Origin of the sequence: Mesorhizobium sp. M1403 (assembly GCF_040317695.1) — a bacterium.
Taxonomy (GTDB): Bacteria; Pseudomonadota; Alphaproteobacteria; order Rhizobiales; family Rhizobiaceae; genus Mesorhizobium.
Window position 1 is genome coordinate 485,276 of record NZ_JAMYKY010000002.1, and the last position, 24,808, is coordinate 510,083.

Sequence of the window (24,808 nt, forward strand, 5' to 3'; positions counted from 1 at the left end):
TCATCCTTTCTTTGCGCGGAGGTTGGCTTTGGAGGGAGTGACGCCGGACGGAGCCAGCCCGGCGAGCCACTTCGTCACTAGATCCGGCTTGCGGCCGGCATGTTCGAGATCGTCGCGCCGACGCACCGCGCCGCGGACGAAATGCGCGCCGACGAAGCGGAAGGGTTCGGGCGGGAAGCCGCGCGTCACTGGACGCAGCAGCGCCGAATGCGTCAGTTCCGATTCGCCGCTGGTCAGCAGGATGGTCAGGATCTTGCCGCCAAGATAGGCCATCGTCGTGCCGTTGCCGGAAAAGCCGTAGCCGTAGACGATGTCGTGGTTGGCGGGCAGGGCGCCGAACAGCGGCACGCCGCTGACGGTCCGGTCGATCGGGCCGTTCCACGACGTCTCGAGCGGAAAGTCGGCGAGCGCCGGGTGACCATCCCGCAACGCGCGGCGCATGTCGGCGACCCGCGACGACAGACCATGAAAACGCTGGTCGACGATGCCGCCGAGGCCGATGACGCCGCCACTGACGCCGACAGACAGCCGGCCATCGCGCGTCGGCGACCAACCGCCAACGAAGACTCGGGAATCGATCATCAGCGGCGCGCGGCGGTAGCCGACCTTGTCGAGGAGGTCTGGAATGGGTTTTGACATGGCGTCGTCGCTGGAGATGTTGAAGATTGCCGGCGCCAGCTCCGGAATGGCGCCGGACCATGCATTCATGGCAAGCACGATCTTGCCGCAGGACACAGTGCCTTTCGCCGTTTCCACCTTGAGCTTGCCGCCTCGTGAAAACCGCGTCATCGGTGACTTTTCATAGATGCGCACGCCGCGTTTCAGCGCTGCCTGGCGCAGGCCGCGCACCAGGAACCCCGGATGCACGGTTGCCGACGAAGCATCGAACGCGCCGCCGAGGTGGCTCGTCGTGCCGGTCATCGCCGCGATCTCGTCGCGCGAAACGCGTCGCGCCGGCACGTAGCCATGCGCCGCGAGCTTGTTCAATGCGTCGTCCCAGGCACCAAGCTGGGCTTGGCACGTCGCGCCCCAGATCCAGCCGATACGATCGAACCAGCCGTCGATACCCTCGGCCTTGCAAAAAGCCTCGATGCCGCCAATTGCGGCTTCGGATGCCTTGATGATCGAAAGCGCATCGTTTCCGTCGCGCAGGGCAGCAAGCGCGCTGTATTTCGTCCATGCCGAAAGCACCATGCCGGAATTGCGGCCGCTGGGGCCCCCACCACAAATGTCGCGCTCTATAATGACAATGTCGAAGCCCGGATTGTGCTCCTTGAGGCGAATGGCCGTCCACAGTCCGAGATAGCCGCCGCCGACGATGCAGATGTCGGCCTGCGTGGCCTCTTCGAGCGGAGGCGCAAGGTCCGGGTCCTCCGGCAGCGCCTGCCGCAGCCAATGGCTCCGCCAGCCGATGTCCTTTTCCGGAAGCTGCATCACGATGCACCTCCCGCGGACAGCCGGCGCTCCACCAGCCTGACCCAAAGGCTCGCGCCGACCGGCAGGATCGCGTCGTTGAAATCATAGTTGGTGTCGTGCCCGGCGGCCTGGTGCGCATCGTCGGCCTGGCCAAGCAGGAAATAGCAGCCCGGCCGCTGCTGCAGCATAAAGCAGAAATCTTCCGAGCCCATCTCGGGAGGCGGATCGACGACAAGACGTTGCGGCCCCATCACCTCGCTTGCGATGGCGATCATGATGTCTGCTTCAACCGGCGTGTTGATCGTCGGCGCGAAGGGCGACTCATAGCGAATATCGACGCCGGCGCCAAAAGCTTCGGCCTCGTTCTTAGCGATGCGGCGGATTGCCGTCTCCAGCGTCTTTTGGACCTTCGCGTCAAAGGTGCGTATCGTGCCGGTCAGAGACGCGGTGTCGGGAATGGTGTTGAAGGCCTCGCCGGCGCGCAGGCTGCCAACGGTGACGATAGCCGGAGAGTGCACGTCGGTCACGCGGCCGGGCAGGGCTTCGATTGCCAGCAGGATGCGCGCGGCAATGGGAAGGGGATTGATCGCCAGATGCGGCATCGCCGCATGGCCGCCCCTTCCTTGCACGACGATCTCGAAGCGATCGGCCGCCGCAGCGACTGTCCCGTGGTGGACGACGATCTCGCCGAGCGGCCGTTCTGAATTGTGCAGTGCGTAGACTTCATCGCATGGGAACCGCTCGAAAAGGCCATCGTTCAGCATGGCGAGCGCCCCGCCTCGGCCCTCTTCGGCTGGCTGGAAGATGAAATGCACCGTGCCGGCGAAGTCGGGCGAGCGGGCAAGCGCAAAGGCAGCGCCCAGCAGCATTGTCGTGTGACCGTCATGGCCACAGCCATGCATGCGGCCGGGAATGCGAGACGCATGCGGCAGCGGCCTGGCCTCGGTCATCGGCAGGGCGTCCATATCGGCGCGGATGCCAAGGCTGCGACCGGCGCCGAGCCTGCCCCTGAGCGTGCCGACGACGCCGGTTCGTCCGACGCTTTCGGTCGTCCGGATGCCCCAGGAGCGCAGCTTGTCGGCCACGAAACGAGCTGTCTGGAACTCCTCGAAGCCGAGTTCGGGATTGGCGTGGAGATGACGCCGCCACGCCGTCATCTCGGTCTCGAGTTGCTGCACCGACGGAACGAGTTTCATGCCGAGGCCTTTGCGCGGAGAGTTTGCGAGCGGCTCTGCAGGAAGGCAATGACGCCAAGCAGGAGCGCTGAGAACGCGATCAGCAGCACGGCGACGGCCGCAATGGCAGGACTGATGGACTCGCGAACGCCGGAGAAAATCATGCGAGGCAAGGTTCGCTCCGCGCCCGTCGACAGGAAGCTTGCGACGACGACTTCGTCGAAGGAGATGATGAACGCGATGATCGACCCGGTAATGACGCCCGGCGCGATCAGCGGCAGCACCACCTTGAAGAAGGTGCGCATGGTGCCGGCGCCGAGCGACGCCGCCGCGCGAACCAGCGTCCGGTCGAAGGTGGAAAGGCTGGCGATGACGGTCGTCAGCATCACAGGCACGGCCATCGCCGTATGCACGAGAATGATCGATAGCTTGTTGCCGACCAGTCCGAGCGTGGCGAAGAATGAGAAGGCGGCGACGCCGACGATGACGACCGGCGCCACCAGGGGCGCGGCGATGATAGCGTAGATGATGCGCTTGCCGGCAAAATCGCCCCAGGCGAGCCCGATCGCCGCGGGTATGCCGAGCAGCGAGGCCAGGACCGTGGTGGATAGCCCGATGACGACAGAGTTCCACAGCGCGTTCGGCCAACGCAGGTCGACCCACAGTTCGGCATACCAGCGCAGCGACCAGCCCGGCGTCGGGAACGCCAGCGAGTTGCTGGAGGTCAGCGACATAGGGACCACGATCAGCAGCGGCAGGATGATGAACGACAGCACCGCCGCCGCATAGGCATACATCAGCCATTTCCGGAAGCGGTCGGCGCTCATGCGACAGGTGCCTTGCGGCGGAACAGGGCGGACGCCGTACAAAAGAGGAACGCGAACAGCACGAGGATCATCAGCAGTTGCAGCGAAAGCGCCGCGCCCATGCCCCAGTTCAGCGTGTTATTGGTGTAGAAGGCTATGTAACTGGAGATCATCTGGTCGGTTGGCCCGCCGACGAGCGTCGGGGTGATGTAGTAGCCGAGCGCGAAGACGAAAACGATTGCCCCGCCGGACAGGATGCCGGGTAGGATCAACGGCAACTGGACGCGGCGCCATGCCGTGAGCCATGGCGCACCCAGCGACAGCGCCGCGCGCATGTAAGTGGTCGGAACCCGCCGCATGACGGCTACTACGGAGAGGACCATCATGGGCAGCAGAACCTGCACCATCGCCACGTAGAGAGAAAAGCGGGTGTAGATGAGGTTGAGCGGTTCGCTGACGATGCCGAGGCCAAGCAGCGTGGAATTCACGGGGCCGTTCTTCTGCAGCACGATGATCCAGATCACTGTGCGCACCAGCAGCGACGTCCAGAGCGGAAACAGGATCAGCGCGAACATCAGCTTCGACCAGGCAGGCGGCGCGCTGACGATCGCCTGCGCCAGCGGCACGGCGAGCACCGCGCAGATGAACGTCACCACGATGCTGATCCAGATCGTGCGTAAGAGCGCGTCGACAAAGATGGCGCGGTCGTCCGAAACGGCTTCGATCGTGTTGTCCGCGCCTCGTTTCAGGTCGAGGCTGGCAAGCAGATAATAGTCCGTCAGCGCGCTTTGCTGACGCGCTATGACCTGCCAGAGATCGACATTTTTCCAGCCAGCCTGCTTGGAGAGCACTTCGTCGCGCACGGGGCGCATGTCGAGCTTGCCGTCGGCGGCATCCTTTGCCGTCTTGATGACGAGGAAACGGCTGCCAACGACGCGCTGGTTCACGAGTTGCGCCAGGATGCCTTCCTTGCCGGCTCGTCGCGCATCGGCCAGATCTTCGACCAGCGCGACGAAGACGGGTTCGTCAGGCAGGCCGGTCTTTGGCGTCCAGTTGGCCAGGGCTGCGATGGTGCGTGGGAGATTGCTGGAAAAGTCGGAATTGTCGACGGCCAGGGTGAGGAAGCGCGCCACCGGCCACAGAAACAGAACGACGACGAACAGTGTGAGGGGAACGGTCAACAGGGCGAACATGCCGCCCCATTGACGCTTCATAGCCGGCTTGGATGCGACCGGCATGCCGGATTACTTCGCCAGCCAAGCTTTGAAGCGTTCTTCCAGCGCTTCCTTGTGCTCGGTCCAGAAATCGTTGTCATAGGCGGCGCCGTACTGCAGGTGTTCGGGCGCCGTCGGCAGGTTGCCTTTCCAATCGGCGGGAATGAGGTCGGCGGCTTCCTTGCGGCCGGTGCCATAGGCATAGAGCTTCGAGAAGCCGGCCTGGTTTTCGGGGATGGAAAACCACTTGAGGAGGTCCAGCCCGCCCTGCTGGTGCGGCGCGCCCTTCACCACGGCCCAATAGTCGGTGCCGTAGAAGAAGCCGGCGTCCCACGCGATGGCGTAGGGCTTCTTCTCGTTGATGGCTTCGTTGGTGATGCGTGCATTGAACGCGTCGCTGAGCGCCACTTCGCCGCTGTCGAGGTTCTGGATGCCCTGCGTCGTGGTGGACCACCAGACGACGTTCGGCTTGATCTTGTCGAGCATGGCAAAAGCCCGGTCGACGCCTTCCGGCGTGGCCAGCACCTTGTACATGTCCTCGCGCTTCACGCCGTCGGCCATCAGCGCATTTTCCAGCGTGAACTGCGCCTGCTGGTAGAGGCCGCGCTTTCCCGGAAATTTCTCGACGTTCCAGAAATCCGCCCAGCTCTTCGGCGCGGCGTCGCCCTTGTAGACATCCGTGTTGTAGGCAAGAACCGTCGCCCATGTGTCGGATGCGACGCCGCATTCGTGCAAGGTGCCTGGCAGATAGTTCGCCACCTCGCCGGTGATCTCGGGCGTCAGCGGAACGAACAGGCCTTCAGCGCAGCCGACTTCCATGGCGGGCGCCTCGACTGAGACGACGTCGTAGGTGATGTTGCCGGCCTGCACTTGCGCGCGCACCTTGGCGACCTCGCCGCCCCACTCTTCCATGACGATCGGAACCCCCGTCTGCTCGGTGTACTTGTCCCAGACGCCATCCTTATAGGCTTTGTCCCACGTCCCACCCCAGCCGACGACCGTGACGGGATCGGCCGCGGACGCGGCAAAAGTCGACGTCGCGATGCAGATCGCGGCAGCAGACACGGTTTGCAGATAAGTCCTCATTGCAGTTCCCCTTTCTTATCGTTGTGGATTTGATCAAATTTCAAACGCAAAATGGATTGATTAGCAACAGGAATTTACGATAAGGTTCGAAAAAGTTGAAAATCTGTCGGGATTTGATCGAATGCTGCAGGGCAATAGAGAAGTGCGCTCCAACGTCAGCCTCGCAGCCGTGCTGGACGAGGCGCGACAGCGTTTTGCCGACGCAAATCCAAACAGCCTGGCGCGCCAGAAGGAAGCTGCGGCCTCTTTGCCGGGCGGCAATACAAGGGCCGTTCTCTGGTACCCGCCATTCCCGGTTTCGTTCGTCTCCGGCGAGGGCTGCAGGGTCACCGATCTCGACTGCCATACCTATGTCGACCTGGTCTCGGAATACAGCGCCGGCTTCTACGGCCATTCCGACAAGGCGATTTCGGCGGCTCTCGTCGAAGTCATCCAGGGGGGCATCATGCTGGGGGCCCCCAACCGCTACGAGGCGCGCCTTGCAGCGGCGGTGGTCGACCGCTTTCCAGCCATCGAGCGCGTGCGCTTCTGCAACTCGGGCACCGAGGCTAACATCATGGCCATTTCCGCCGCTCGCGGCATCACGAAGCGTTCGAAGATACTCGCCTTCCGGGAGGGCTATCACGGCGGCGTGCTGACCTTTGCGCATGGCGGCTCACCGCTCAATTTGCCTTTTCCCTTTGTCTTCGCCGACTACAACGACAGTGCAGGTGCCGTGGCGCTCATCAAGGAACAGGGCGACGAGCTTGCCGCGGTGATCGTCGAACCGATGATGGGCGGCGGCGGCTGCATCCCGGCGACGCGCGAGTTCCTGCAGGCCCTGCGGACCGCGACGAAAGAGACGGGGGCGCTGCTGATCTTTGACGAGGTCATGACCTCGCGCCTCGACTATCGAGCGCTCCATGGCGCGCACGGAATATTTCCCGATTTCGTGACGCTGGGGAAATATATCGGCGGCGGTGCGAGTTTTGGCGCATTCGGCGGGCGCGCGGATCTCATCGACCGCTTCGATCCATCGCTGCCAGGCGCATTCTCTCACGGCGGCACGTTCAACAACAACATCCTCAGCATGGCCGCGGGATTCACCGGGCTGACCCAAGTGCTGACGCAGGAGGCGAGCCACGCCATCAACGCGCGCGGCGACCGGCTGCGCCAAGCCATGAACGCCTCGCTGGAGAAGCATGGCGTCGAAGGCACCGTGCTTGGGCGCGGCTCGCTGATGAACCTGCATTTCGTCAAGGGACCGGTCGATACGCCGGCGCCCCTGGACAATTCCGATCCTTCGGTGATTGCGCTTTGGCATGTCGAGATGCTGCTGCGCGGCTACTATGTCACATCGCGTGGCATGCTGGCGTTGTCGCTGCCATTTGGAGACGCCGAGCTCGCCGGCTTTGCCGACGCATTCGACGATTTCCTGTCGAGCAACCTCAAAGTACTGCCACGCCGGACCAACTGATGCTCGATCGCAAGAACACCGACGCGGGCGCTGCCGCGCAAAAGACGGCTCATGTTCGTGTGCATGCGGGGCTGAAGGAGGCGCTGATGAACGGCGATTTCCTGCCAGGCCAAAGGTTGGTCGTGCGCCAGATCGCCGAGCAGTACCAGACAAGCGCCATGCCGGTGCGCGAGGCGCTGCGCCAACTCGTCAGTGACGAGGCGATGTTCGACCACCCCAACCGGGGCGTCATCGTCCCCGAGGCGACGGTGGCGCGTATTTCGGATCTGGTGCGGGTGCGCTGCAGCGTCGAGGGCACGGCAGCCGAGTGGGCTGCCACTACCATTATGCCCGACGAACTCGATGAATTGGCGAAGCTCAACAGCCTGATGCGCGACTGCGTCAAGAGAAACGTCATGGCCGATTATCTCGGCCTGAATAGGCGCTTCCATTTCACGATGTACCGCGCCGCGCGATCGCCTGTCGCCCAGCAGATCATCGAGAAATTATGGCTGCAGGCGGGGCCGTTCCTGAACATCGTCCGGTCGGACGCCACCTATGGGCTTGGTCTCGACCATCATGACGAGATGCTCGCGGCGCTGCGCCGTGCCGATGGGGCGGCGGCTCGAAAGGCTCTGATAGCCGATCTGCGCGAGGCCGCCGACATCATCTTGCGCGCCGCAGCTGCGGCGGAGGCTCAGCCTGCTCGCATGCGCCGGGCATCGGCACGTCGTGAGCCGAAGACGCAGGCGCGATGATGGCCGAGACGTCGCCCGGACCGGTTCATGTCGAATTTCGCGGAGTCAGCAAACGCTACGGCCAGGCGGTCCAGGCGGTGCGCCAGATTGACCTCGAAATCATGCGCGGCGAGTTCCTGACGCTGCTTGGACCTTCCGGCTCGGGCAAGACAACGGCGCTGATGATGCTGGCGGGCTTTGAAGAGACGACCGAGGGCGAAATCCTCATCGACGGCCAGCGCATCGACAATGTCCCGGCCAACCGGCGGGGTATCGGAATGGTCTTCCAGAATTATGCGCTGTTTCCGCACATGACGGTCGCCGAAAACCTGGCCTTTCCACTCGAAGTTCGCAAGCTTGGGAAGGACGAGGTCACCCGCCGCGTCCGCAACGTGCTCGACATGGTTCAGCTGCCCGAATTCGGCAACCGGCGACCGGCGCAGCTCTCTGGCGGCCAGCAGCAGCGCATCGCCGTCGCGCGGGCCCTGATCTTCGAGCCGAAGCTGGTGTTGATGGATGAGCCGCTTGGCGCCCTGGACAAGCAGCTGCGCGAGCAGATGCAGTTCGAGATCAAGGATATCCACGCCCGGCTGGGCGTAACCTTCGTCTACGTCACGCACGACCAGACCGAAGCGCTGACTATGTCGGACCGGATCGCGGTGTTCAGCGCCGGCCGCATCGAGCAGTTGTCGACGCCGCGCGAACTCTATGAGCGTCCCGCGGCAAGCTTCGTCGCAAGCTTCATCGGCGAGAACAACCGCATGTCAGGTGCAGTGCTTACCGGCAGCGAGGATGGCAGCGTAATCGTCCGCCTCGACGACGGCGCCGTGTTGAACGCCATGTCCTGCCGCGCTGCGCTTGCTGTGGGCGCCAAAGTGACGCTGTCGATAAGGCCCGAGCGCCTGTCCGTTCTGCAGGACGGCGTCACGGCGCTCAACGAGATCCCGGCGACGGTCGTTCAGTCGATCTATGTCGGGGATCATGTCCGGCTCGTTGCTGCGACCGCCAGCGGCCAGAAGTTCATCGTCAAGCTTACGACTTCGTCATCTCAACCGAAGCTCGATCCGGGTACAGCGATCCGGCTGGGTTGTGGCCGCGAGGATTGCCTCGCGCTCGATCGATAATAACGAAAGGCAGACAAGGGAGACTCGACCATGAAGAAATCGCCGAAAGTCGTCATCACCTGTGCGGTCACCGGATCGATCCACACGCCGACCATGAGCCCCTACCTGCCGATAACGCCGACCGAGATCGTCGATGCGGCCGTCGGCGCAGCCGAAGCCGGCGCCTCTGTGATCCATCTGCATGCCCGCGACCCCGAGACGGGCAAACCGACTCCCGATCCCAAGCTCTTCATGGACTTCCTGCCGCGCATCAAACAGCAGACCAACGCCGTGATGAACATCTCTACCGGCGGCGGCCTCAAGATGACGCTCGACGAGCGTCTCGAAGCCGCCCATGCCGCCAAGCCCGAACTCTGCTCGCTCAACATGGGGTCGATGAATTTCGCCCTGCATCACATCGCGCCGAAATATACCGACTGGAAGTTCGACTGGGAGAAGCGTTATCTGGAAGATACCAAGAACGGCATCGTCTCCAACACGTTCGAGCAGATCGAGCGCATCATCGTCGAGGTCGGCCAGGCCTATGGGACGAAGTTCGAGTTCGAGTGCTACGACGTCTCCCATCTCTACACACTGGCGCATTTCCTCGACCGCAAGCTACTCAAACCGCCGCTCTTTGTGCAGACGATTTTCGGGCTATTGGGCGGCATCGGTCCGGACCCGGAAGACATGATGCATATGCGCAGGACGGCGGATAGGCTGTTCGGAGACGACTATCTCTGGTCGATCCTTGCAGCCGGCAAACACCAGATGAGCCTTTGCACGATGGGGGCGATCATGGGCGGCAATGTGCGTGTCGGGCTGGAAGACAGTCTCTATGTCGGCAAGGGGGCGCTTGCCAGGAGCAATGCCGAGCAGGTCGCCAAGATCAAGCGAATCCTTGGCGAATTGTCACTCGAGATAGCGACGCCCGACGAGGCGCGGCAGCTGCTGGATCTCAAGGGCGGCAACGAGGTCGGGTTTTGACCACCCCCGGCATTGAAACCTATGTCGGTGTCGTGCATCCCTGGATGTGCGACGCGATGGGCCATCTCAATGTCCGCCACTACGTCGCTATGTTCGACGACGCCAGCTTTCAACTGCTCGGCAGGATTGCCCCTCCCAATTTGACGCCGACCCTCGGCTGGGCGGACGTCAGGATGGAGATCGACTATGCGCACGAAACCGCGGCGGGAACGCTGGTCACCGTTCGCTCCGTTGTCGAAAAGGTTGGGAAGTCGTCACTGACCTACCTGCATGAAATGCGCGGCACGCTGGACGACGTTCTGCATGCCCGTGTTTTGACAGTTACGGTACGATTTGATCTGAAGTCCCGCAGCAAGATCGACCTTGACGCAGATGCGCGTCATGCGGCCATGAAACTCCTGAGGGTCAAGGGCGATACACGTCTGTGACGGTGAGCAAAGTGTCATGACAGCACAGTTAGGAGACTTGCAGGCGCCTCCGTCCGAGGGAGAGCAAGTGCGGCCGACGATCGGCGTTTACCGCAATTGCCCGAGCGGCCAACTCCGCGCCGCATTCGAAGCGTCTGGTATTGGGTCGGGTGGCACGAATATTGCCGCAGGCGTTGAGCGGGAGCGGGATCAGGAAAAACGGGAGGGGGGCTGCATGAAAGCGAAGGGCTATAGTCAATAGAGACTGAGTACCTATCGCGGTAGGCGAACTTGGATGGCGGGCTGAACCTGACAGTTGTGTGCGGCAAGTTCTGCAAAAATGGCGCGGCAGTAGCTGTGACGTCGGCGTCTCCGCCGCGCAGCCGCCGTGTTTAGCGGAGCGGCGGACACATGACGGTGCTCAGGCGGCCAATGCCCTCCATCAGGCCAGAGCTGGTCCGTCCGGCGGACTCATTTCAGGCAGTAGAGTGTGAGGCTCTCGTTGGTTACAAACCGCGCCGCGTAGGTATGAGGCGGTCTGCAAAGACTGGGTGAACCACCCCGGAACGGCCACCAAACCAGCCCGCAATCGCGCCAAGCACAAGGGAAACGAACGCCAGAAGCGCGCCGGTCGATACGACCGAAGCAGCGGTATCTGCAGCTTCAGCCGCTTGTTGCTTCGTCTGCTCGACGGTTTGGTGATATTGCTGTTCCATCTGCGTTACCTGTTGTGTGGCTTGTTCGAGCGGGATGCCCCGCGCCGTCGCCAGTGCTTGTGCTGCGTTTTGACGCGCTTCGGCCGCATCCGCTTCGCTGCCCATGACGAGCGCACGCATTCCGTTGATCGCCGCATTGTTAAGGGCTTCCGGATCTGTTCCGGTCGCGCGCACCTGGGCTTCAATCGCCTTGAGAGGATTGGCCTCGGCGACCATCGGGGCCGCGGTCTGCGCTACAGTCTCGCCCAAGCCGCCGACCACACTTGCGATGCCACTAAAAGCTCCGCCAACAATCATACCGACGGTGCTGGTGAGGAAATATAAGACCAGCAAGGTTGTGAGTGCCCATGTGGTCAGGCCATGGAAAGCGCCCGTGGTCGGGAGTGTCTTGCCGGACATCCGAGCAGCGACGTAGCCGCCGACGAACGCAGCAACAATGCCGGACAGGATGTACCAGATACCGGCTACAATCGAAAAGGTCGATGCCTCGGGATTGTCACCGGTCCCAGGATCGAGCGTGGCGATGCCGACACCCGCACCCAGCATGGTCAGCAGGACTTGCACCACAAGAGCGACGACCACTCCCGCGAAAATGGCGCCCCAGCTAACTTTGTTCAGCAAGATCGTGCGAGCGTCGTCACTCGCGATCGTGTAAGCCAAATTTTCTTCGTGGTCGGAGTTGGGAATTGCGTCGCTCATCACAGTCACCCCTGACTATCGCGGCGAGCTCTTAAAGAACGAGTGCAGCGATGTTGCCTATCGCGGCCGGCCGAGTACTGTTGGCCCTTATTCGTAACGGCGGCGAATAAGCAAATGTTCCTTACGGATTGCAATAAAGTTCGGAGGCAGCCGGACCAGCGAAGGGGCGGTGGCGGTGGTGGTCACGGCGGTGAGACTTAGCCGGAGCCACTCGTACCGATCCTGAGGTTACGGACCTTCCAGCCTGCGGCCTTGGATTGCCCAAAGCTTCCGACCGCTTTGCGTGGTGGAGAGCGGCCGTTGAAGGCTCAACAGCGGCGTGATCGACGCGTGAAGAACTCAGACGAATTTCCGAATTTGGAATCGCCTGTCCTAGCCCGTCTTATGCACAACGATGGGCTTTTGAGGCTGGCGGATGTAACTTCCGCCGCCAGGTCTCTGACGCCTGACGCAGTGCGGGAGTTGCTTCGACTCGGACAAGCGGCGGCTATAATGCAGATCGAGGCGCACGATCGGTCGATTTCGGTCGATCCGCCAGTCGACTAGAGCCGCGCTGCTGCGTCTAGGAGGTGATGGCGGACTGACGGGCCGGTCAGATGCATGCGATCGCGCTTTCCGACCGCTCACCAGCAAGGAGCGTTCATCCACTGGAACGGTTCAGGGCCAGTGAAACGTCCGCAGTGCGTACCGCGCGGATTTGCCATAGGGGGCGATGTTTCCGAAGGATTTTCAGCCAATTTGGCGGATCGCCGATCCTTTAGCCAAAGGGACTTCCTTTTTCTGGCCAGTAGATCATCCCGAACGCTATCCGCGAATGATCGGTCATTTGCCGCATGCACAAAGTCCGCTCTGTTGGTTCGACAGTCTTCGCCCTTCACCGACATCGTCTGATCTCCTAATGGAGATAAATGTTACATGCAGGCAACAGTTCCGTCCGACTGAACGATGCCTTTTGTGACGTTCCTCTGACCGTTGAGACGTCAATGCCAGGGGAGTTCCGCAGGCTGGCCGGTGTGTCTCGGACCGCGTGTTCATGATGGAGCGCTGGCCCGACGAACATGGTCCAAGAATATCGGGCTGCCCTCCAATGGGACCCCAAGAGGCTCGACCGCAAGCTCGATTGCCAGGCGTGCGGGCCGATCCAGATGGATATCCCGGCAAGGCCACTGACAGCGTCCCCATCCAGTGCAGCAGTTGCGGCGGCTACCTCGGCGATTGGGGAGACTTCAGGACGATTTTTCATAGGCAAGGCGGCGACGCTCAGGCCTTCGACCTGAACCACGACAATATCATCAAGAAATAACACCTTAGGTGATGGTGCGGCCGCATGCGTACCTGAGGCTCGGCCCGCTTGCGGGCGCGGCGCCGTTAGCAATCGACGGCGGCAGGCACTAAGGCGCCGGCCGAACCTGCTAGCCATCGTAGCGCATGTTGAAATCTCGGATGGTTGCATATCGCCCGACCATTGTTCTCAGCTCCAGGTCCGAAAGCGGGCAGCTGAGATAATTCGTTCGGATGCCGGTCATGATGCCGCGCATCGGAATCGCGCGATGGTAGGGCTGGAAGCCGAGAAAAGACGCCTCAATCGTTCGATCGAGGATCGTCTCGGCTTTAGACTATACATGTTCCATGGCGGGTGCCACGACCTACCACGCTGCTCGTGGGTAATCCACCAGCTGAGGCAGTGCTTTTGGCAGGCAATTCGGCAGTTGCGATTTTCTGGGTCCTTCAGTGACATTGCCGATGCAGGCCTGCGGCTGTCCAGGCCGGCTTCTAGCCGGGCCATTGTGGAAGCGTTAACCAATCCACGAGAATGTGGTTTTGATTTTCAGCTCGTTGTCAGGGAACAACACATGCGTCGCGGAACCCGTCTACCTGCAGCCGTCTTTGCGGCCAACACCGTGCTTGGCCTGTGCTTGGCGATTGCAGTGACAGACCCATCAGCAGCGACTTCATTGTTAACCCCGGAGGCAATCAACGCTGTGCCACTGGACACGATACCAGCGCAGTATGAGCCGCCTTCCGGGAAGGTCGATCCACTGATAACGAGCAGCACCTTCAAGGTCGGCGCAGTGTCGCAGTCAACAGAATTCGAGCAGGCAGCGCCCGACAACACGCCGTCACCTTCTATCGTCCGGTTGCAGATCCTGCTCGACCGAGCGGGGGCGTCGCCCGGTGTCCTCGACGGGCTCGATGGCCACAACTTGCGGAAGGCCGTCGCGGCTTACGAGGCAATGCAGAGCCTTCCTGTCGACGGCAAGGTTGGCCCGCAGGTCGTCGGAGCCATAGGATCTGTCGGACAAGTTATCGGCAGCTATGTGATATCAGCCGACGACCTTTCGAGGGTGGTGGGTGCCATCCCTAAAGACTACGCAAAAATGGCACAGATGAAGTACCTCGGCTATGCCACTGTGGTCGAGGGCCTGGCCGAGCGCTTTCACATGGACGAGGACTTCCTGAAAGCCCTCAATCCGGGCGCGACGTTCGCATTAGGAGAGACCGTGTTCGTTGCGGATCTCGGCCAAGCCAGGCGGGGTAAGGCAGTCAGGCTGGAAGTGGACAAGGCAGAAGGCCAGCTCCGGGCCTACAGCGCCGACGGCGCTTTGTTGGCGGCCTATCCCGCAACCATTGGAAGCGCGGACAACCCATCGCCCACGGGCACGCATACGGTCAGGACGATTGTCGAGAACCCGACCTACACCTACAACCCGAAGCTTAATTTCCAGCAGGGCGACAATGATAAGGTGTTGACCATTCCACCCGGCCCAAACGGCCCCGTAGGCACGGTTTGGATCGACCTTTCCGAGCCGAGCTTCGGCATTCACGGTACGCCGGAACCCACCCGCATCGATAAAACGGGTTCACATGGCTGTGTCCGCCTGACCAATTGGGATGGCGAGGCACTTAGCAAACTTCTGGCCGGTGGCGTGCCGGTAGAGTTTCTGTGACCCGGGCGATCGGAATCGTTAGTCGGACAGAGCCAGCATTGTGACTACCCGCACCACGGGGCAGGATCGTAGCGTAGCGGTCCAAGCGAAGCGTGCCGTGATCTACTAAACGTGGGCCGCACTTTTCTCCATGCCTGAATTCCTAGGGGTCGCGTTCCTCTAACTTCTACCCGCTTTCATTGGGCCAAGCGTTCCGGGTTCACTTTCAACGTGACGACGAGGCCGTCTTTCGCCCAATCATAGGCAATCTCGCCGCGCAGTTGTCCCATTACGCTGCGGTATACAAGCTTGCTTCCATAGCCTGGCGCAGCCGCCGGTGCTTTGACCTGCGGCCCTCCGCTTTCTGTCCAAACAATGGTAACGGCTTCGTCCTGCGCAGAGCACGAAACGTCCAGTGTACCAGTAGCAACCGAAAGGGCACCGTATTTCAGGGAATTAGTCGCCAGTTCATGCACGATAAGTGCAAGGATCGTCGCAGCAGATTCGCCCACGCTCATCCGGGGCACTGACACCCGAATTCGCCCGCTAAAAGCCCCCAGATCATCATAAGGTGCAAGCAGCACGGTAAGTAGGTCGCCAAGGAGTGCAGCCGCTGCCTCTGTTTGCCCTGGGACTGGTCGGACGAGATCATGAGCACGCCCCAAGGCGGTCAGCCGCTGTGTTAGTTCGCGGGCCATGTCACTCGTCGTTGACGTCGACCGAGAGGAGATGGCAGTGAGGCCGGAGGCGATAGCGAGCAGGTTCTTGACCCGGTGGCTCATCTCCCCTGCCAGAAGTTCGCGGCCCTCTTCCGCCTGCTTTCGGCCAGTTACATCGATGAAAATGCCGAACATGATCCGTTGGACCATTCCTTCGTCGTCGCCCTGACCGCGCGCGGAAATCCACCTGAGTTCGTCGCCGACCATTATGCGGAAGTCGATTTCGTAGGCGCCAATCAGGGCACGAGTAGCAGTGAAGGCCGCCCGCACCCGGTCGCGGTCAGCGGGATGGATATGCGCAGACAGGTGTTCAAAAGTAACGTCACCCTGCGGTATGCCCCACAGATCGTAGGCACGATCATCCATTGCCAGCGCGTCGGTATCCACATTCCAGGACCAAAGGGCGACCCCGGCGGCTTCGATGGCGCGAACCAAGTTCTTGGGTTCCCATAGAAGGGGCTTTAGATTTTCCGATGTCGCGGTCATTGAACCTCCGAAATGTTGCCTCTTACGCTGAGCCACGACTGCGTGGCGGCAGCGCCTTTGCCGCCGTCAATCACAGGTTTGGCTTCTTCTTCGGTCGCAAGCTGCACGACGGGGATGGCATTGCCGATCACTCCAGTGGGGCGCTTGTTGCCTTGCGTCCGGTCGGCGTTACCGCCTCGCTCACGGTCACATCATAAACGCCCAAGCCGGTTTGACCCCATCTCATTGAGAATATGGATACGATGAACTCGCAATCCTTGCGGTCAAGCTTAGGGCGATGACGGCTACCGTCGCGGCCTTTCGCGCCCGAAAACTCTGCCTCGATCCGATCAGCTAGCGCTACCCTCAATTGGTCTTGCATCGAGCCTCCTTTCCTTAGCGAGGAATATAGAAATTCGGGTCTAGCGACACATTGTGGTGATTGCTCGCGACGATGCCGCAGTTGCCGGCAGCAGCAGCTCTTTGACCAGCCGATCCTGCAATGGTGTGGTTGAGGCGCTCGACTCGACCTTTGTGGCCTGGCTGGAGTTGGCGTGCAGAATTCTGCTTTGCTCTGGGAGTCTTCACGCATCATCAGGCCGGAGCGCGAGTTCGTGAAGGCTGGCTTTGGCCTTAAACCCGATCGAAGGTGAAGGATGTCAGAAGCGTGGTGACGAAATTGCTGGCCTTTTCCTTGACCAGAACCTCCGTCCATTCGTCGGTCCCTCGAAGCATCAGGCCGGTGTAAATGCTATCTACCGCAGCCTCTTCGATACGCTTGATGTGCGACTTGAACACGGCTTCGTCGCCCGTCCTGTAGATATCCCGGACGACCATTCGCAGGATTTCCTGGATGGCGATTTGCCAGGCGGTATTGATTGTCTGAAGCTCGTTCGTTTTCTCGGTCATCCAGATCTCCTTGATCTTGACGGCCGTCGACAAAACGCGGCGATACGCGCGCAAATTCAAATGATCGGTCGGCCGGACATAAAAAAGGTCAGGCAATTTCTTGCCCGACCTCGCTTGGTATCATTGCTTTCAACAGTGCCGGTACATCCGCGGTCAAAGGAAAGCTGAACCGATCAGACGGCCTGCAGGTTGCAGGCGGACATCTTGCCCGACTTGCTGTCGCGCTCCATTTCATAGCCGATCTTCTGACCTTCGACGATTTCGCGCATTCCGGCGCGTTCGACGGCAGAGATATGAACGAAAGCGTCGGCGCCGCCGTTGTCAGGCTGAATGAAGCCGAAGCCCTTGGTGGAATTGAACCATTTAACTGTGCCAGTGGTCATGATGAACCCTTTCATAGCAATATTGGACGACGGCAACGCGAAAGCGCTGCCGATTTGGACGATGACGATTTTGAAGGGAAGGTTCGTTCAGGGCGCGGTGCCAAACGCGCGATAACCAAAGCTCAGCAAGCAATATCGACAGGCAAATTCATATCCTACCTCGATGGTCGCGTCAACTTTTGGTTCGGTGATCATAGATCGGAGCCGTGGTACAGCTCAGCCCGGTGTTGCGCGTGTGAAAATGCTGATCACGGTGGATCGTCAGGACGCGCTGTTCCACCAGACAGGTGCCAATACCATTGGTGCCCTCGCTCTGTTCGTTCCAGACGGAGCCAGTCCACAAACCCCAGGAATGAAACGTCACGTCGTCCACAGGCGCGCCGCGTCGTTCGACCGGCACGCCGTCACGATCGGCAAGAAGGACGCAGCACCCGACGCCGCCCACCGCAAGATAAAGCCGGTCCAGGCTTGATTGAGCAGCCCGGACAAGCGGCTCGATGCGTTGCCGGGCCTCTCCCAATTCCGCCTCTGTCAGATAGCGGGGAGGGCTGCAATCGGTCGGATCTAGCCGGTGCAAGTTCGAAGACCGTCGCCAGGACGCAACCAGCGCGGACTGCGCCGCCGCGTCCGAAGCGATCGCGGCCTGAACGCGGTGGGCATGATGACCTGTTAGATCCTCACCCATGCTTATCCTCCCAGAACCCCAGCTCTCCCTTTCGGCTCACGGCTGCTTCAAGACGAGCTAACGCTGCTGTCGTGCCAAGTTCCGTTTTCGATCCCGCACTGTCAATTCGACATTCGGCTGATCCCCAAGCCTACCGGCATGAACTGGGCATTCATTGATCCAGAGCAAAGACGACTGACCATAAATCAGCTGCGGGACCGTGCGGAACAATACGGGAAGATTTCTGATTTTGGCCCACGAAAAACTCAATGAAATCAATGATTTTAACACGTCCTCGGGGCCCACCATTGTCGTTATTTATCAACGTGTTAGAGGTTATTTGTGCCCTCGGTTAGCCAAGTCCAAGATGGCGAACCTGCACGCATCGCTTTTGATTTCATTGACTTGTTGTGGGCTACTGACAATCGGAAGAGGCGGGTGAGGAGATGGTGGTCTACCACTCGTCGAGGTTTCGCAAGTAGCAGCTTTTGGTTGCGCCTAGCCTACTCCGATAACATAGCGAGCACTTGCTGCATGAGATCGCGCCAGATCACCGGCCGCAGATGGTAAGGTCAGGAGGGAGGATAAGGTCGGCCCGTTGCGCGGTCATGAGACGACATTTGCATCTTGTGCGACGAGCGTCGCGATCCGACCCGTTTGCTGTCGTCCGGAACGCTCTCATTCGGAGCGCTTAAGTGCATTCCGTTCATTCATTTTCGAGCATGCTATACTCCGCCTCGGAAAGTAGCCATTGATGGCTAGGATTTCTGTTCGTCTGCGGAGCCAATGGGATGGGCAGCTCAGATCGACAGCAATGCAACAGCGGCTCCCTGGAAGAGACGGATCAGCTCGCTCTCGGTCGTGAGGCTTACGAAGAAAGGGCGTGGGGCGACGCCTATAGGTTCCTCTCGCACGCCGATGAGACGGCTCCGCTTGCTGTGGATGATCTCGAACGGCTGGCGATGTCGGCCTATTTGACCGGACGCGACGAGGAGTACCTGCGGGCCTTGGAGCGAACCCATCATGCATATCTCGACGCTGGCGAATACCATCGCGCCGCCCGCTGCGCCTTCTGGCTGGGCCTGCGTCTTGTCTTTCGTGGGGAGATGGCTCCGGCGACCGGCTGGTTTGGACGGGCCCATCGACTGCTCGAACGCGAGCCACATGATTGTGTCGAACAGGGTTACCTGATGCTGCCCCACGTCGAACAGAATCTTGCTGCGGGCAACCTTGAGGCAGCCTACGCTGCGGCTAGCGGCGCAGTCGAGATTGGCGAGCGCTTTGCGGACGCGGATCTCGTTGCCTGTGCGCGGCACCTGCAGGGCCGTGTTCTGTTACGTCAGCGGCGGACCACAGAAGGTTTCGCGCTTCTCGATGAGGCGATGGTTTCGGTCACGGCCGGCGAATTGTCGCCGCTGCTTACCGGCCTGATCTACTGCAGCGTGATCGAAGCGTGTCAGCAAGTCCATGCTCTGGGTCGCGCACGCGAATGGACTTCCGCTCTGGGGCGATGGTGCTCGGAACAGCCCCAGCTGATCAGTTTTAGCGGCACCTGCCTGATGCATCGCGCTGAAATCAAACGGCTCAGCGGCGCATGGCAGGACGCAATCGACGAAGCGCAGCATGCCGTGGAGCGTTTGACGCAGTCAAATAATCGAAAAGATACGGCTGGGGCGTGGTACCAGTTGGCGGAAGTACACCGCCTCCGTGGAGACTTTGAAGCGGCCGAACAGGCATATCGGAGTGCAAGCCAATATGGCTTCGAACCGCAGCCGGGCCTTGCCCTGTTGCGGTTGGCCGAAAGGCACATCGATGCGGCTGTGGCCGCAATCCGGCGCGTCATGGCCGCGACGACCGACCAAGTGAAGCGCATTCGGCTGCTGCCAGCTCACGTCGAGATCATGCTGGCGGCTGACGACATCGAGGAAGCACGGCGTGCCTGCCACGAACTGGCGGACGTTGCAGAAAGCTACGGGACCGAACCGTTGCGCGCCCTTGCCGCCCACGCGCGGGGAGCGGTGGAACTGGCAGAAGGCGAAGCGCAGGCCGCGGCGATTTGTCTGCGCCGGGCAATAGAGGAGTGGCAGCAAGTCGACGCGCCATACGAAGCAGCGCGCGTACGGGTCATCATGGGCCTGGCATGCCGCGCCCTCGGTGACGAAGACGGCGCGACACTGGAGCTGCAGGCAGCACGGACAGTATTTCAGCAGCTTGGTGCCACGCCCGACGTTTCTCGCATCGATGCTCTGCTTGACATGCGGTCGGAGGAAGCCAGCGGTCTCTCTGCCCGCGAATTGCAAGTCCTCCGCCTGATCGCTTCTGGCAAAACCAACAAGGAAATCGCCAACGAACTGCATTTGAGCGGAAAGACAGTGGACAGGCACGCAAGCAATATCTTCAACAAGCTCGACGTCCCCACTCGCACCGCCGCCACCGCTTGGGCCTACGAGCACCGCCTAGTCTGAGCGTGCCCGGCAATGGGTGGAATCACCCATGCATCGTCGGCGCCGATTGGGTAGTTCGCCCGAAGCGCCGCCTTCCCTTCCGGCCTAAGCTTGCACCTGTCGGCTATGGATGCGCGGCGCCTCGGCGCAACTCGCCTGCAGACTGCAGGACGGACTCGGTGATCGCGCTGCAAACATCCGGCCACAATGAAAGGAGGAAGCGATGTCACGTACCGATACCAGGATGCGGGTCGCGGGCGCCTGGCTTGCGATTGCTTCTGTACTCTTAGGTTTCGTCCTGGTCGGTCACGGGCCGATTCATCCCGACCTCGCCCTTCAAATGCACATCATCGCCAACAACGTCACCCTGTGGGTGGTCGTGCATTGGGCCGCCGCGGCAGCACTGTCGCTGTTCGTCGTCGCGAGCCTGATCGTGTTGACCGCGGGCTCTCGCCTGACCGAACACTGGTGGACCCTATCCGCCTGGGCGGTGGTGCCGGTCGGCGCCCTCTGGACGATGACCACCGCCGTGGCCGAGGCCACCACCGTCGCCGATGCCGCCGCCGCCAACGATATGGCGCGCTTCACGGCCTGGTGGGCGTTCGCCGAAGGCAAGGCCAACGGATTCATGTTCCTGTGTCTGGCGCTTGTCGTGATCGCCGGCAATGAGGCGCTGAGCCGGCAACAGATAACGCCGACCTGGGCGTCACTGGTCGGAGTTGTGGCTGGGCTTGCTGCCTTTGCCGGCTGGCCGTTGGGCATGTGGTTCGGCATCTGGCTGGGCAGCCTCGTCTGGGTTGCGTCGTCTTTCGTGATGGCCCTTTGGACGTTGTGGTTCGGATTGGGGCTCGCGCGAACCGAGATCAGCGTGTCAACCGCTCGCAGCTCGCGCTCTAGCACGTGAGCAACCCAAGAGGCCAGGCGGCATGTGCAAGACGAAATCGCCCTATCAACATGAGGGAGGCCATGATGACTCACGTTGAAGACTACACCGCCACCCCGGCGGCAATTGAATCGAACCGCATATCCGGAGAAGCTGCGCGCAAGCGCCTGCTCACCGGGCTGTCGATCGCCGAACGGCGGCTCGAATTGGCCGGCATCTCGACCGTGCTACTGGACGGGGGCGCGGGATCACCGATCGTGCTGTTGCATGGCCCAGGAGAACATGCAGCAAAGTGGCTGAGAATTCTTCCGGAGCTTGTGAGAACGCATCACGTAATCGCGCCCGATCTGCCGGGCCACGGCACGTCGGGGACCGTCGAGGGTCCGATTCATCCCGATCGTGTTCTCGCGTGGCTTGGCGAACTCATCGAACGCACCTGCCCAACACCGCCCATTCTTGTCGGCCAGATTCTCGGCGCCGCAATTGCTGCTCGCTTTGCCGCCAAGCACGGTAGCCAGCTCCGCTGCTTGGTGCTGTCGGACGCGCTCGGCCTTGCGCCGTTTCAGCCGGCGCCTGAATTCGGTGCGGCCCTCGCCGCGTTCATCACGGAGCCAAGTCCGGAAAGCCATGACCGCCTCTGGCAGCAATGCGCCTTCGACCTCGACACGCTGCGTGATCATATGGGCGAGAACTGGGAGCGGCTGCGAGCCTACAATCTCGATCGCGCGCAGGCGCCGGCGTTGATGCCGACCCAGCAAGGTCTGATGGAGCAGTTCGGATTTCGCGCAATCCCATCAGAGGAACTAGCGCGCATCAGAATCCCGACCTTCCTGATCTGGGGGCGGCACGATCTTGCCACCCCATTGCCTGTAGCGGAAGCGGCGAGCGTCCGATATGGGTGGCCGCTCCACATTATCGACGGCGCCGCCGATGATCCGCCGATCGAGCAGCCTGCCGAATTTGTAAAGGTGCTGCGGGCTGCGCTTGCCGCAGCCGGATCCGCGACTCCTCAGGCGCTGCCGGACACACGTGAGGCTTGGGACCGAATTGCCTCGGGTTACGATCGGACGAATACCGAAACACAGATGTGGCTTGGCAATGAGAGTCTGGCCAGGGCAGGGCTCCGCCCAGGTATGTGCCTTCTTGACATTGCATCCGGCACCGGCGCGCTCAGTATCCCGGCAGCTCGGATCGGTGCCGAGGTAGTCGCCGTCGACCAGTCGCCCGTCATGCTCCGCCTGCTGCGAGAGCGCGCCAGCCGCGAAAGCCTGGAAATTGACGCCCGCGTAATGGACGGGCATGCGCTTGCCTTTGTCGACGACAGCTTCGACGTGGCGGGATCTCAGTTTGGGGTCATGCTCTTTCCCGACATGCCGATGGGCATTCGGGAGATGACGCGGGTTGTCAAACCTGGAGGGCGGGTGCTGGTCATTGCCTATGGCGCCCCGCATCGAATTGACTTCCTCACTTTCTTGGTTGGGGCCGTTCAATCGGTACGCCCGGAGTTTAATGGTCCGCCAATGGATCCGCCGCCACTGCCGTTTCAGCTCAGCGATCCGGAGCGGCTTGCCCGCGAACTGGCAAAGGCTGGACTGAACGGCGTCAATGTCGAGATGATCACCGAGAGCACGGCGTTCAAGTCAGGTGCTGAGCTATGGGATTGGATCGTATGGAGCAATCCGATTGTCGAGGAAGTGCTTGGCAGCCTCGCGTTGAGCGAAGGCGAGCGCGCGGTCATTCGCCAGACGCTCGATCGCATGGTGCGCGAACGGGCCGGCGATGACGCTTCGGCCATTCTGAGAAACCCCGTCAATATTGGCATCGGGACCAAATGACCGCGCGGGCGATGGACCGGAGGATGGTGGCCGAGAAGGTGGCGCGCCCGAACAGATTCGAACTCCTGCCCGGGGCCTGGAGGAGCGCAAGGTGCGACGAAGTCGTTTCTGGGTTTTATCCTAGGGTTCGCCGGACCATACGAGATGATACGAGACATATGGGTTGGCGAACCAGCCGCTCTGTAGAAAACAGCGTCCCCTTAATCCGGCAATCGGATCTGAAGCTTTACGTCCGCCGGTCGGGCTTCCACTGCGCGGTCGAAGGCGGTGATGGAATCTTCGAAGGGGAAGGTCGCCGAAATGAGTGGCTTCAGGTCGACCCGGCCCGACCCCATCAGCGCGATTGCCCGCTCATATTGGTGGGCATAGCGGAAAACGGTCTCGATACGGACTTCCTTGGTCGAGGCCGTGGCAATGTCGAGCGCCACAGGCGCCACGGGCAGGCCGACCACCACCGCCGCGCCACCGGGCCGCGGCAGATCGAGCAGGGTCTCCCATGCCTTGGACGAGCCCGAGCATTCGAAGACGACGTCGGCGCCCCAGCCGTCGGTCAGGCGCTTTACCTCCGCCGCCAGGCTCTTGTCGCGGATGTTGACCGGGATCACACCTTGATAGCCGCCGGCGATGTCGAGCTTGGGTTGGGCGAGATCTGCAACAATGGCGCGGGCACAGCCGCCGGCGAGCGCAGCGATCGCCACCATCGTGCCGATCGGCCCTGCGCCAATCACCACCGCCGTGTCGCCCGGCGCGATCTTTGCTTTGGCAGCCGCCTGCAACCCGACAGCGAAAGGCTCCACCATGGCGCCTTCGGCGAAGCTGACATTATCGGGCAGTTTAAAAGTGTAGTTGGCGGGGTGAACGACATAGGGTGTCAACACGCCGTGGATCGGCGGCGTTGCCCAGAATCTGACAGCCGGGTCGATGTTGTAGAGGCCGAGCCGGCTCGCTCGCGAATTCGGGTCGGGGATGCCCGGCTCCATACAGACGCGGTCGCCGACCTTCAGATGCTCGACGCCTTCGCCTGTTTCGACGACGGTGCCAGCGGCTTCGTGACCCAAGACCATCGGCGCCTCGACCACGAACGGGCCGATGCGGCCATGCGTGTAGTAATGCACGTCGGAACCGCAGATGCCCACCGTATGGATCTTGATGCGCACTTCGCCCGGGCCAACCGTCTGCGGCAAGTCGATGTCGCGCAGCTTGAGTTCGTGCTGGCGTTCAAGGACAAGGGCGCGAACGTTCGTCATCGACGTAATCTCCTCTAATGCCGATTGTTCGAGGCCTCCTCGACCTTACTTGCATTCGGCACGCTCATCATAGCCGCTTATCCGCGGCTTCAAAATCCAGTTCGGAAGGGTGTTGCTTGATTCCGACTATGCGTACCAACTTCCCGGCCAAGGGCTTTGAAGGCCGACCATGACGCTGCGGAATTAGCGTTTGGATCATCCAGCGTGCTCTGAGGTATCCAGTGATGGGTTGGCAACAGGACAGGAAGCCAGTGTTTAGAGGGCGACGTGCACGCTCGGTGCACACAAAAGTCGCCCATTTTTCGGTTCTGTTTTGGCGAAGCGGCGCAACAAGGGATGCGGTGACGCGATTTTGCGACATTGTCGCCCGGCTTTGGCCGCCCGAGCGACAGAGCGCCTGACGTTAGGCGATGTAGGTGCTGCGTCGATCATGGCTCCACCAGTTGCTGGATTGCGTGCATCGGTAGGACCAGCCGGAGGGAGTCCGGCAGCCGCACGAAGCCGTTTCCCTCATAGAGGGCAGCGGCGCGCTCGCTGAGGAACCGACTGTG

19 protein-coding genes and 1 pseudogene are annotated in these 24,808 nt (G+C 61.3%); 9 read left to right on the forward strand and 11 right to left on the reverse strand.

The window, feature by feature from the left end; genetic code table 11:
- The 5 genes from NKH01_RS07045 to NKH01_RS07065 are packed head-to-tail and all read right to left on the reverse strand — an operon-like array spanning window position 1 to window position 5,697.
- Complete coding sequence (locus NKH01_RS07045) at window positions 1-1,434, reverse strand: NAD(P)/FAD-dependent oxidoreductase (RefSeq protein ID WP_353019837.1); 1,434 nt, start codon at window positions 1,432-1,434, stop codon at window positions 1-3.
- Window positions 1,434-2,612, reverse strand: coding sequence for a M20 aminoacylase family protein (locus NKH01_RS07050; protein ID WP_353019743.1), 1,179 nt, complete (start codon window positions 2,610-2,612; stop codon window positions 1,434-1,436). The genes NKH01_RS07045 and NKH01_RS07050 overlap by 1 nt, the downstream gene beginning before the upstream one ends.
- A complete protein-coding gene (locus NKH01_RS07055; RefSeq protein ID WP_353019744.1) occupies window positions 2,609-3,418 on the reverse strand; it encodes an ABC transporter permease in 810 nt (269 codons plus the stop codon). Before NKH01_RS07055 ends, NKH01_RS07050 begins: the two co-directional genes overlap by 4 nt.
- On the reverse strand, window positions 3,415-4,635 hold the full coding sequence (locus tag NKH01_RS07060; RefSeq protein WP_353019745.1) for an ABC transporter permease: 1,221 nt from the start codon (window positions 4,633-4,635) through the stop codon (window positions 3,415-3,417). The genes NKH01_RS07055 and NKH01_RS07060 overlap by 4 nt, the downstream gene beginning before the upstream one ends.
- 6 nt (window positions 4,636-4,641) lie before the next feature.
- Window positions 4,642-5,697: an ABC transporter substrate-binding protein gene (locus NKH01_RS07065; RefSeq protein ID WP_353019746.1), complete on the reverse strand. Its 1,056-nt coding sequence runs from the start codon at window positions 5,695-5,697 to the stop codon at window positions 4,642-4,644.
- Window positions 5,698-5,818: 121 nt separating this feature from the next.
- Between NKH01_RS07065 and NKH01_RS07070 the strand changes: the two genes are divergently transcribed.
- Genes NKH01_RS07070 through NKH01_RS07090 form a run of 5 tightly spaced genes read left to right on the forward strand, consistent with a single transcriptional unit; the run spans window position 5,819 to window position 10,387 of the window.
- Window positions 5,819-7,153 carry an aspartate aminotransferase family protein gene (locus NKH01_RS07070; RefSeq protein ID WP_353019747.1) on the forward strand — a complete coding sequence of 445 codons (1,335 nt, stop codon included), beginning with the start codon at window positions 5,819-5,821 and terminating at the stop codon, window positions 7,151-7,153.
- Window positions 7,153-7,890, forward strand: coding sequence for a GntR family transcriptional regulator (locus NKH01_RS07075; protein ID WP_353019748.1), 738 nt, complete (start codon window positions 7,153-7,155; stop codon window positions 7,888-7,890). Before NKH01_RS07070 ends, NKH01_RS07075 begins: the two co-directional genes overlap by 1 nt.
- Entirely contained in the window at window positions 7,890-8,993 is a 1,104-nt protein-coding gene (locus NKH01_RS07080; protein WP_353019749.1) for an ABC transporter ATP-binding protein, read from the forward strand. Before NKH01_RS07075 ends, NKH01_RS07080 begins: the two co-directional genes overlap by 1 nt.
- A gap of 30 nt (window positions 8,994-9,023) precedes the next feature.
- Window positions 9,024-9,959: a 3,5-dioxohexanoate:acetyl-CoA acetone transferase gene (gene kce, locus NKH01_RS07085; protein ID WP_353019750.1), complete on the forward strand. Its 936-nt coding sequence runs from the start codon at window positions 9,024-9,026 to the stop codon at window positions 9,957-9,959.
- The gene (locus NKH01_RS07090; protein WP_353019752.1) at window positions 9,956-10,387 is read left to right on the forward strand and encodes an acyl-CoA thioesterase; all 432 of its coding nucleotides are present in this window, start codon (window positions 9,956-9,958) and stop codon (window positions 10,385-10,387) included. Before kce ends, NKH01_RS07090 begins: the two co-directional genes overlap by 4 nt.
- Window positions 10,388-10,872: 485 nt before the next feature.
- Here the strand turns inward: NKH01_RS07090 and NKH01_RS07095 are convergent, their stop codons facing one another.
- Window positions 10,873-11,781, reverse strand: a complete 909-nt coding sequence (locus tag NKH01_RS07095) for a PhnA-like protein (protein ID WP_353019753.1) — start codon at window positions 11,779-11,781, stop codon at window positions 10,873-10,875.
- A 1,550-nt stretch (window positions 11,782-13,331) separates the two neighbouring features.
- Here NKH01_RS07095 and NKH01_RS07100 point away from each other — a divergent pair.
- Window positions 13,332-14,729: a L,D-transpeptidase family protein gene (locus NKH01_RS07100; RefSeq protein WP_353019754.1), complete on the forward strand. Its 1,398-nt coding sequence runs from the start codon at window positions 13,332-13,334 to the stop codon at window positions 14,727-14,729.
- 176 nt (window positions 14,730-14,905) lie between these two features.
- Here the strand turns inward: NKH01_RS07100 and NKH01_RS07105 are convergent, their stop codons facing one another.
- From NKH01_RS07105 to NKH01_RS07120, 4 genes and pseudogenes are all read right to left on the reverse strand, one after another.
- Entirely contained in the window at window positions 14,906-15,913 is a 1,008-nt protein-coding gene (locus NKH01_RS07105; protein ID WP_353019755.1) for a sensor histidine kinase, read from the reverse strand.
- 612 nt (window positions 15,914-16,525) lie between these two features.
- Window positions 16,526-16,801 (reverse strand): hypothetical protein, encoded by a 276-nt coding sequence (locus NKH01_RS07110; protein ID WP_353019756.1) that lies wholly within the window; start codon window positions 16,799-16,801, stop codon window positions 16,526-16,528.
- A 173-nt stretch (window positions 16,802-16,974) separates the two neighbouring features.
- The gene (locus NKH01_RS07115; protein ID WP_123170354.1) at window positions 16,975-17,184 is read right to left on the reverse strand and encodes a cold-shock protein; all 210 of its coding nucleotides are present in this window, start codon (window positions 17,182-17,184) and stop codon (window positions 16,975-16,977) included.
- Between the two features lie 187 nt (window positions 17,185-17,371).
- Window positions 17,372-17,869, reverse strand: a pseudogene (locus tag NKH01_RS07120) (GAF domain-containing protein); the annotation flags it as partial.
- A gap of 770 nt (window positions 17,870-18,639) precedes the next feature.
- On the opposite strand from NKH01_RS07120, the gene NKH01_RS07125 reads away from it, so the two are divergent.
- The 3 genes from NKH01_RS07125 to NKH01_RS07135 all read left to right on the forward strand — a co-directional run bounded on the left by NKH01_RS07125 (window position 18,640) and on the right by NKH01_RS07135 (window position 23,010).
- Entirely contained in the window at window positions 18,640-20,313 is a 1,674-nt protein-coding gene (locus NKH01_RS07125; protein ID WP_353019757.1) for a LuxR C-terminal-related transcriptional regulator, read from the forward strand.
- A 202-nt stretch (window positions 20,314-20,515) separates the two neighbouring features.
- Window positions 20,516-21,196, forward strand: coding sequence for a hypothetical protein (locus NKH01_RS07130; protein WP_353019759.1), 681 nt, complete (start codon window positions 20,516-20,518; stop codon window positions 21,194-21,196).
- 50 nt (window positions 21,197-21,246) lie between these two features.
- Window positions 21,247-23,010 (forward strand): alpha/beta fold hydrolase, encoded by a 1,764-nt coding sequence (locus NKH01_RS07135; RefSeq protein WP_353019760.1) that lies wholly within the window; start codon window positions 21,247-21,249, stop codon window positions 23,008-23,010.
- Window positions 23,011-23,210: 200 nt separating this feature from the next.
- Here the strand turns inward: NKH01_RS07135 and NKH01_RS07140 are convergent, their stop codons facing one another.
- Window positions 23,211-24,257, reverse strand: coding sequence for an NAD(P)-dependent alcohol dehydrogenase (locus NKH01_RS07140; protein ID WP_023723149.1), 1,047 nt, complete (start codon window positions 24,255-24,257; stop codon window positions 23,211-23,213).
- Window positions 24,258-24,808: the final 551 nt, after the last annotated feature.

Excerpts from the sequence above, each read along its gene's own strand:
- NKH01_RS07045 (WP_353019837.1), bottom strand. The coding sequence starts at position 1,434 with ATGCAGCTTCCGGAAAAGGACATCGGCTGGCGGAGCCATTGGCTGCGG.
- NKH01_RS07050 (WP_353019743.1), bottom strand. The coding sequence starts at position 2,612 with ATGAAACTCGTTCCGTCGGTGCAGCAACTCGAGACCGAGATGACGGCG.
- NKH01_RS07055 (WP_353019744.1), bottom strand. The coding sequence starts at position 3,418 with ATGAGCGCCGACCGCTTCCGGAAATGGCTGATGTATGCCTATGCGGCG.
- NKH01_RS07060 (WP_353019745.1), bottom strand. The coding sequence starts at position 4,635 with ATGCCGGTCGCATCCAAGCCGGCTATGAAGCGTCAATGGGGCGGCATG.
- NKH01_RS07065 (WP_353019746.1), bottom strand. The coding sequence starts at position 5,697 with ATGAGGACTTATCTGCAAACCGTGTCTGCTGCCGCGATCTGCATCGCG.
- NKH01_RS07070 (WP_353019747.1), top strand. The coding sequence starts at position 5,819 with ATGCTGCAGGGCAATAGAGAAGTGCGCTCCAACGTCAGCCTCGCAGCC.
- NKH01_RS07075 (WP_353019748.1), top strand. The coding sequence starts at position 7,153 with ATGCTCGATCGCAAGAACACCGACGCGGGCGCTGCCGCGCAAAAGACG.
- NKH01_RS07080 (WP_353019749.1), top strand. The coding sequence starts at position 7,890 with ATGGCCGAGACGTCGCCCGGACCGGTTCATGTCGAATTTCGCGGAGTC.
- kce (WP_353019750.1), top strand. The coding sequence starts at position 9,024 with ATGAAGAAATCGCCGAAAGTCGTCATCACCTGTGCGGTCACCGGATCG.
- NKH01_RS07095 (WP_353019753.1), bottom strand. The coding sequence starts at position 11,781 with ATGAGCGACGCAATTCCCAACTCCGACCACGAAGAAAATTTGGCTTAC.
- NKH01_RS07100 (WP_353019754.1), top strand. The coding sequence starts at position 13,332 with ATGGTAGGGCTGGAAGCCGAGAAAAGACGCCTCAATCGTTCGATCGAG.
- NKH01_RS07105 (WP_353019755.1), bottom strand. The coding sequence starts at position 15,913 with ATGACCGCGACATCGGAAAATCTAAAGCCCCTTCTATGGGAACCCAAG.
- NKH01_RS07110 (WP_353019756.1), bottom strand. The coding sequence starts at position 16,801 with ATGACCGAGAAAACGAACGAGCTTCAGACAATCAATACCGCCTGGCAA.
- NKH01_RS07115 (WP_123170354.1), bottom strand. The coding sequence starts at position 17,184 with ATGACCACTGGCACAGTTAAATGGTTCAATTCCACCAAGGGCTTCGGC.
- NKH01_RS07125 (WP_353019757.1), top strand. The coding sequence starts at position 18,640 with ATGGGCAGCTCAGATCGACAGCAATGCAACAGCGGCTCCCTGGAAGAG.
- NKH01_RS07130 (WP_353019759.1), top strand. The coding sequence starts at position 20,516 with ATGTCACGTACCGATACCAGGATGCGGGTCGCGGGCGCCTGGCTTGCG.
- NKH01_RS07135 (WP_353019760.1), top strand. The coding sequence starts at position 21,247 with ATGAGGGAGGCCATGATGACTCACGTTGAAGACTACACCGCCACCCCG.
- NKH01_RS07140 (WP_023723149.1), bottom strand. The coding sequence starts at position 24,257 with ATGACGAACGTTCGCGCCCTTGTCCTTGAACGCCAGCACGAACTCAAG.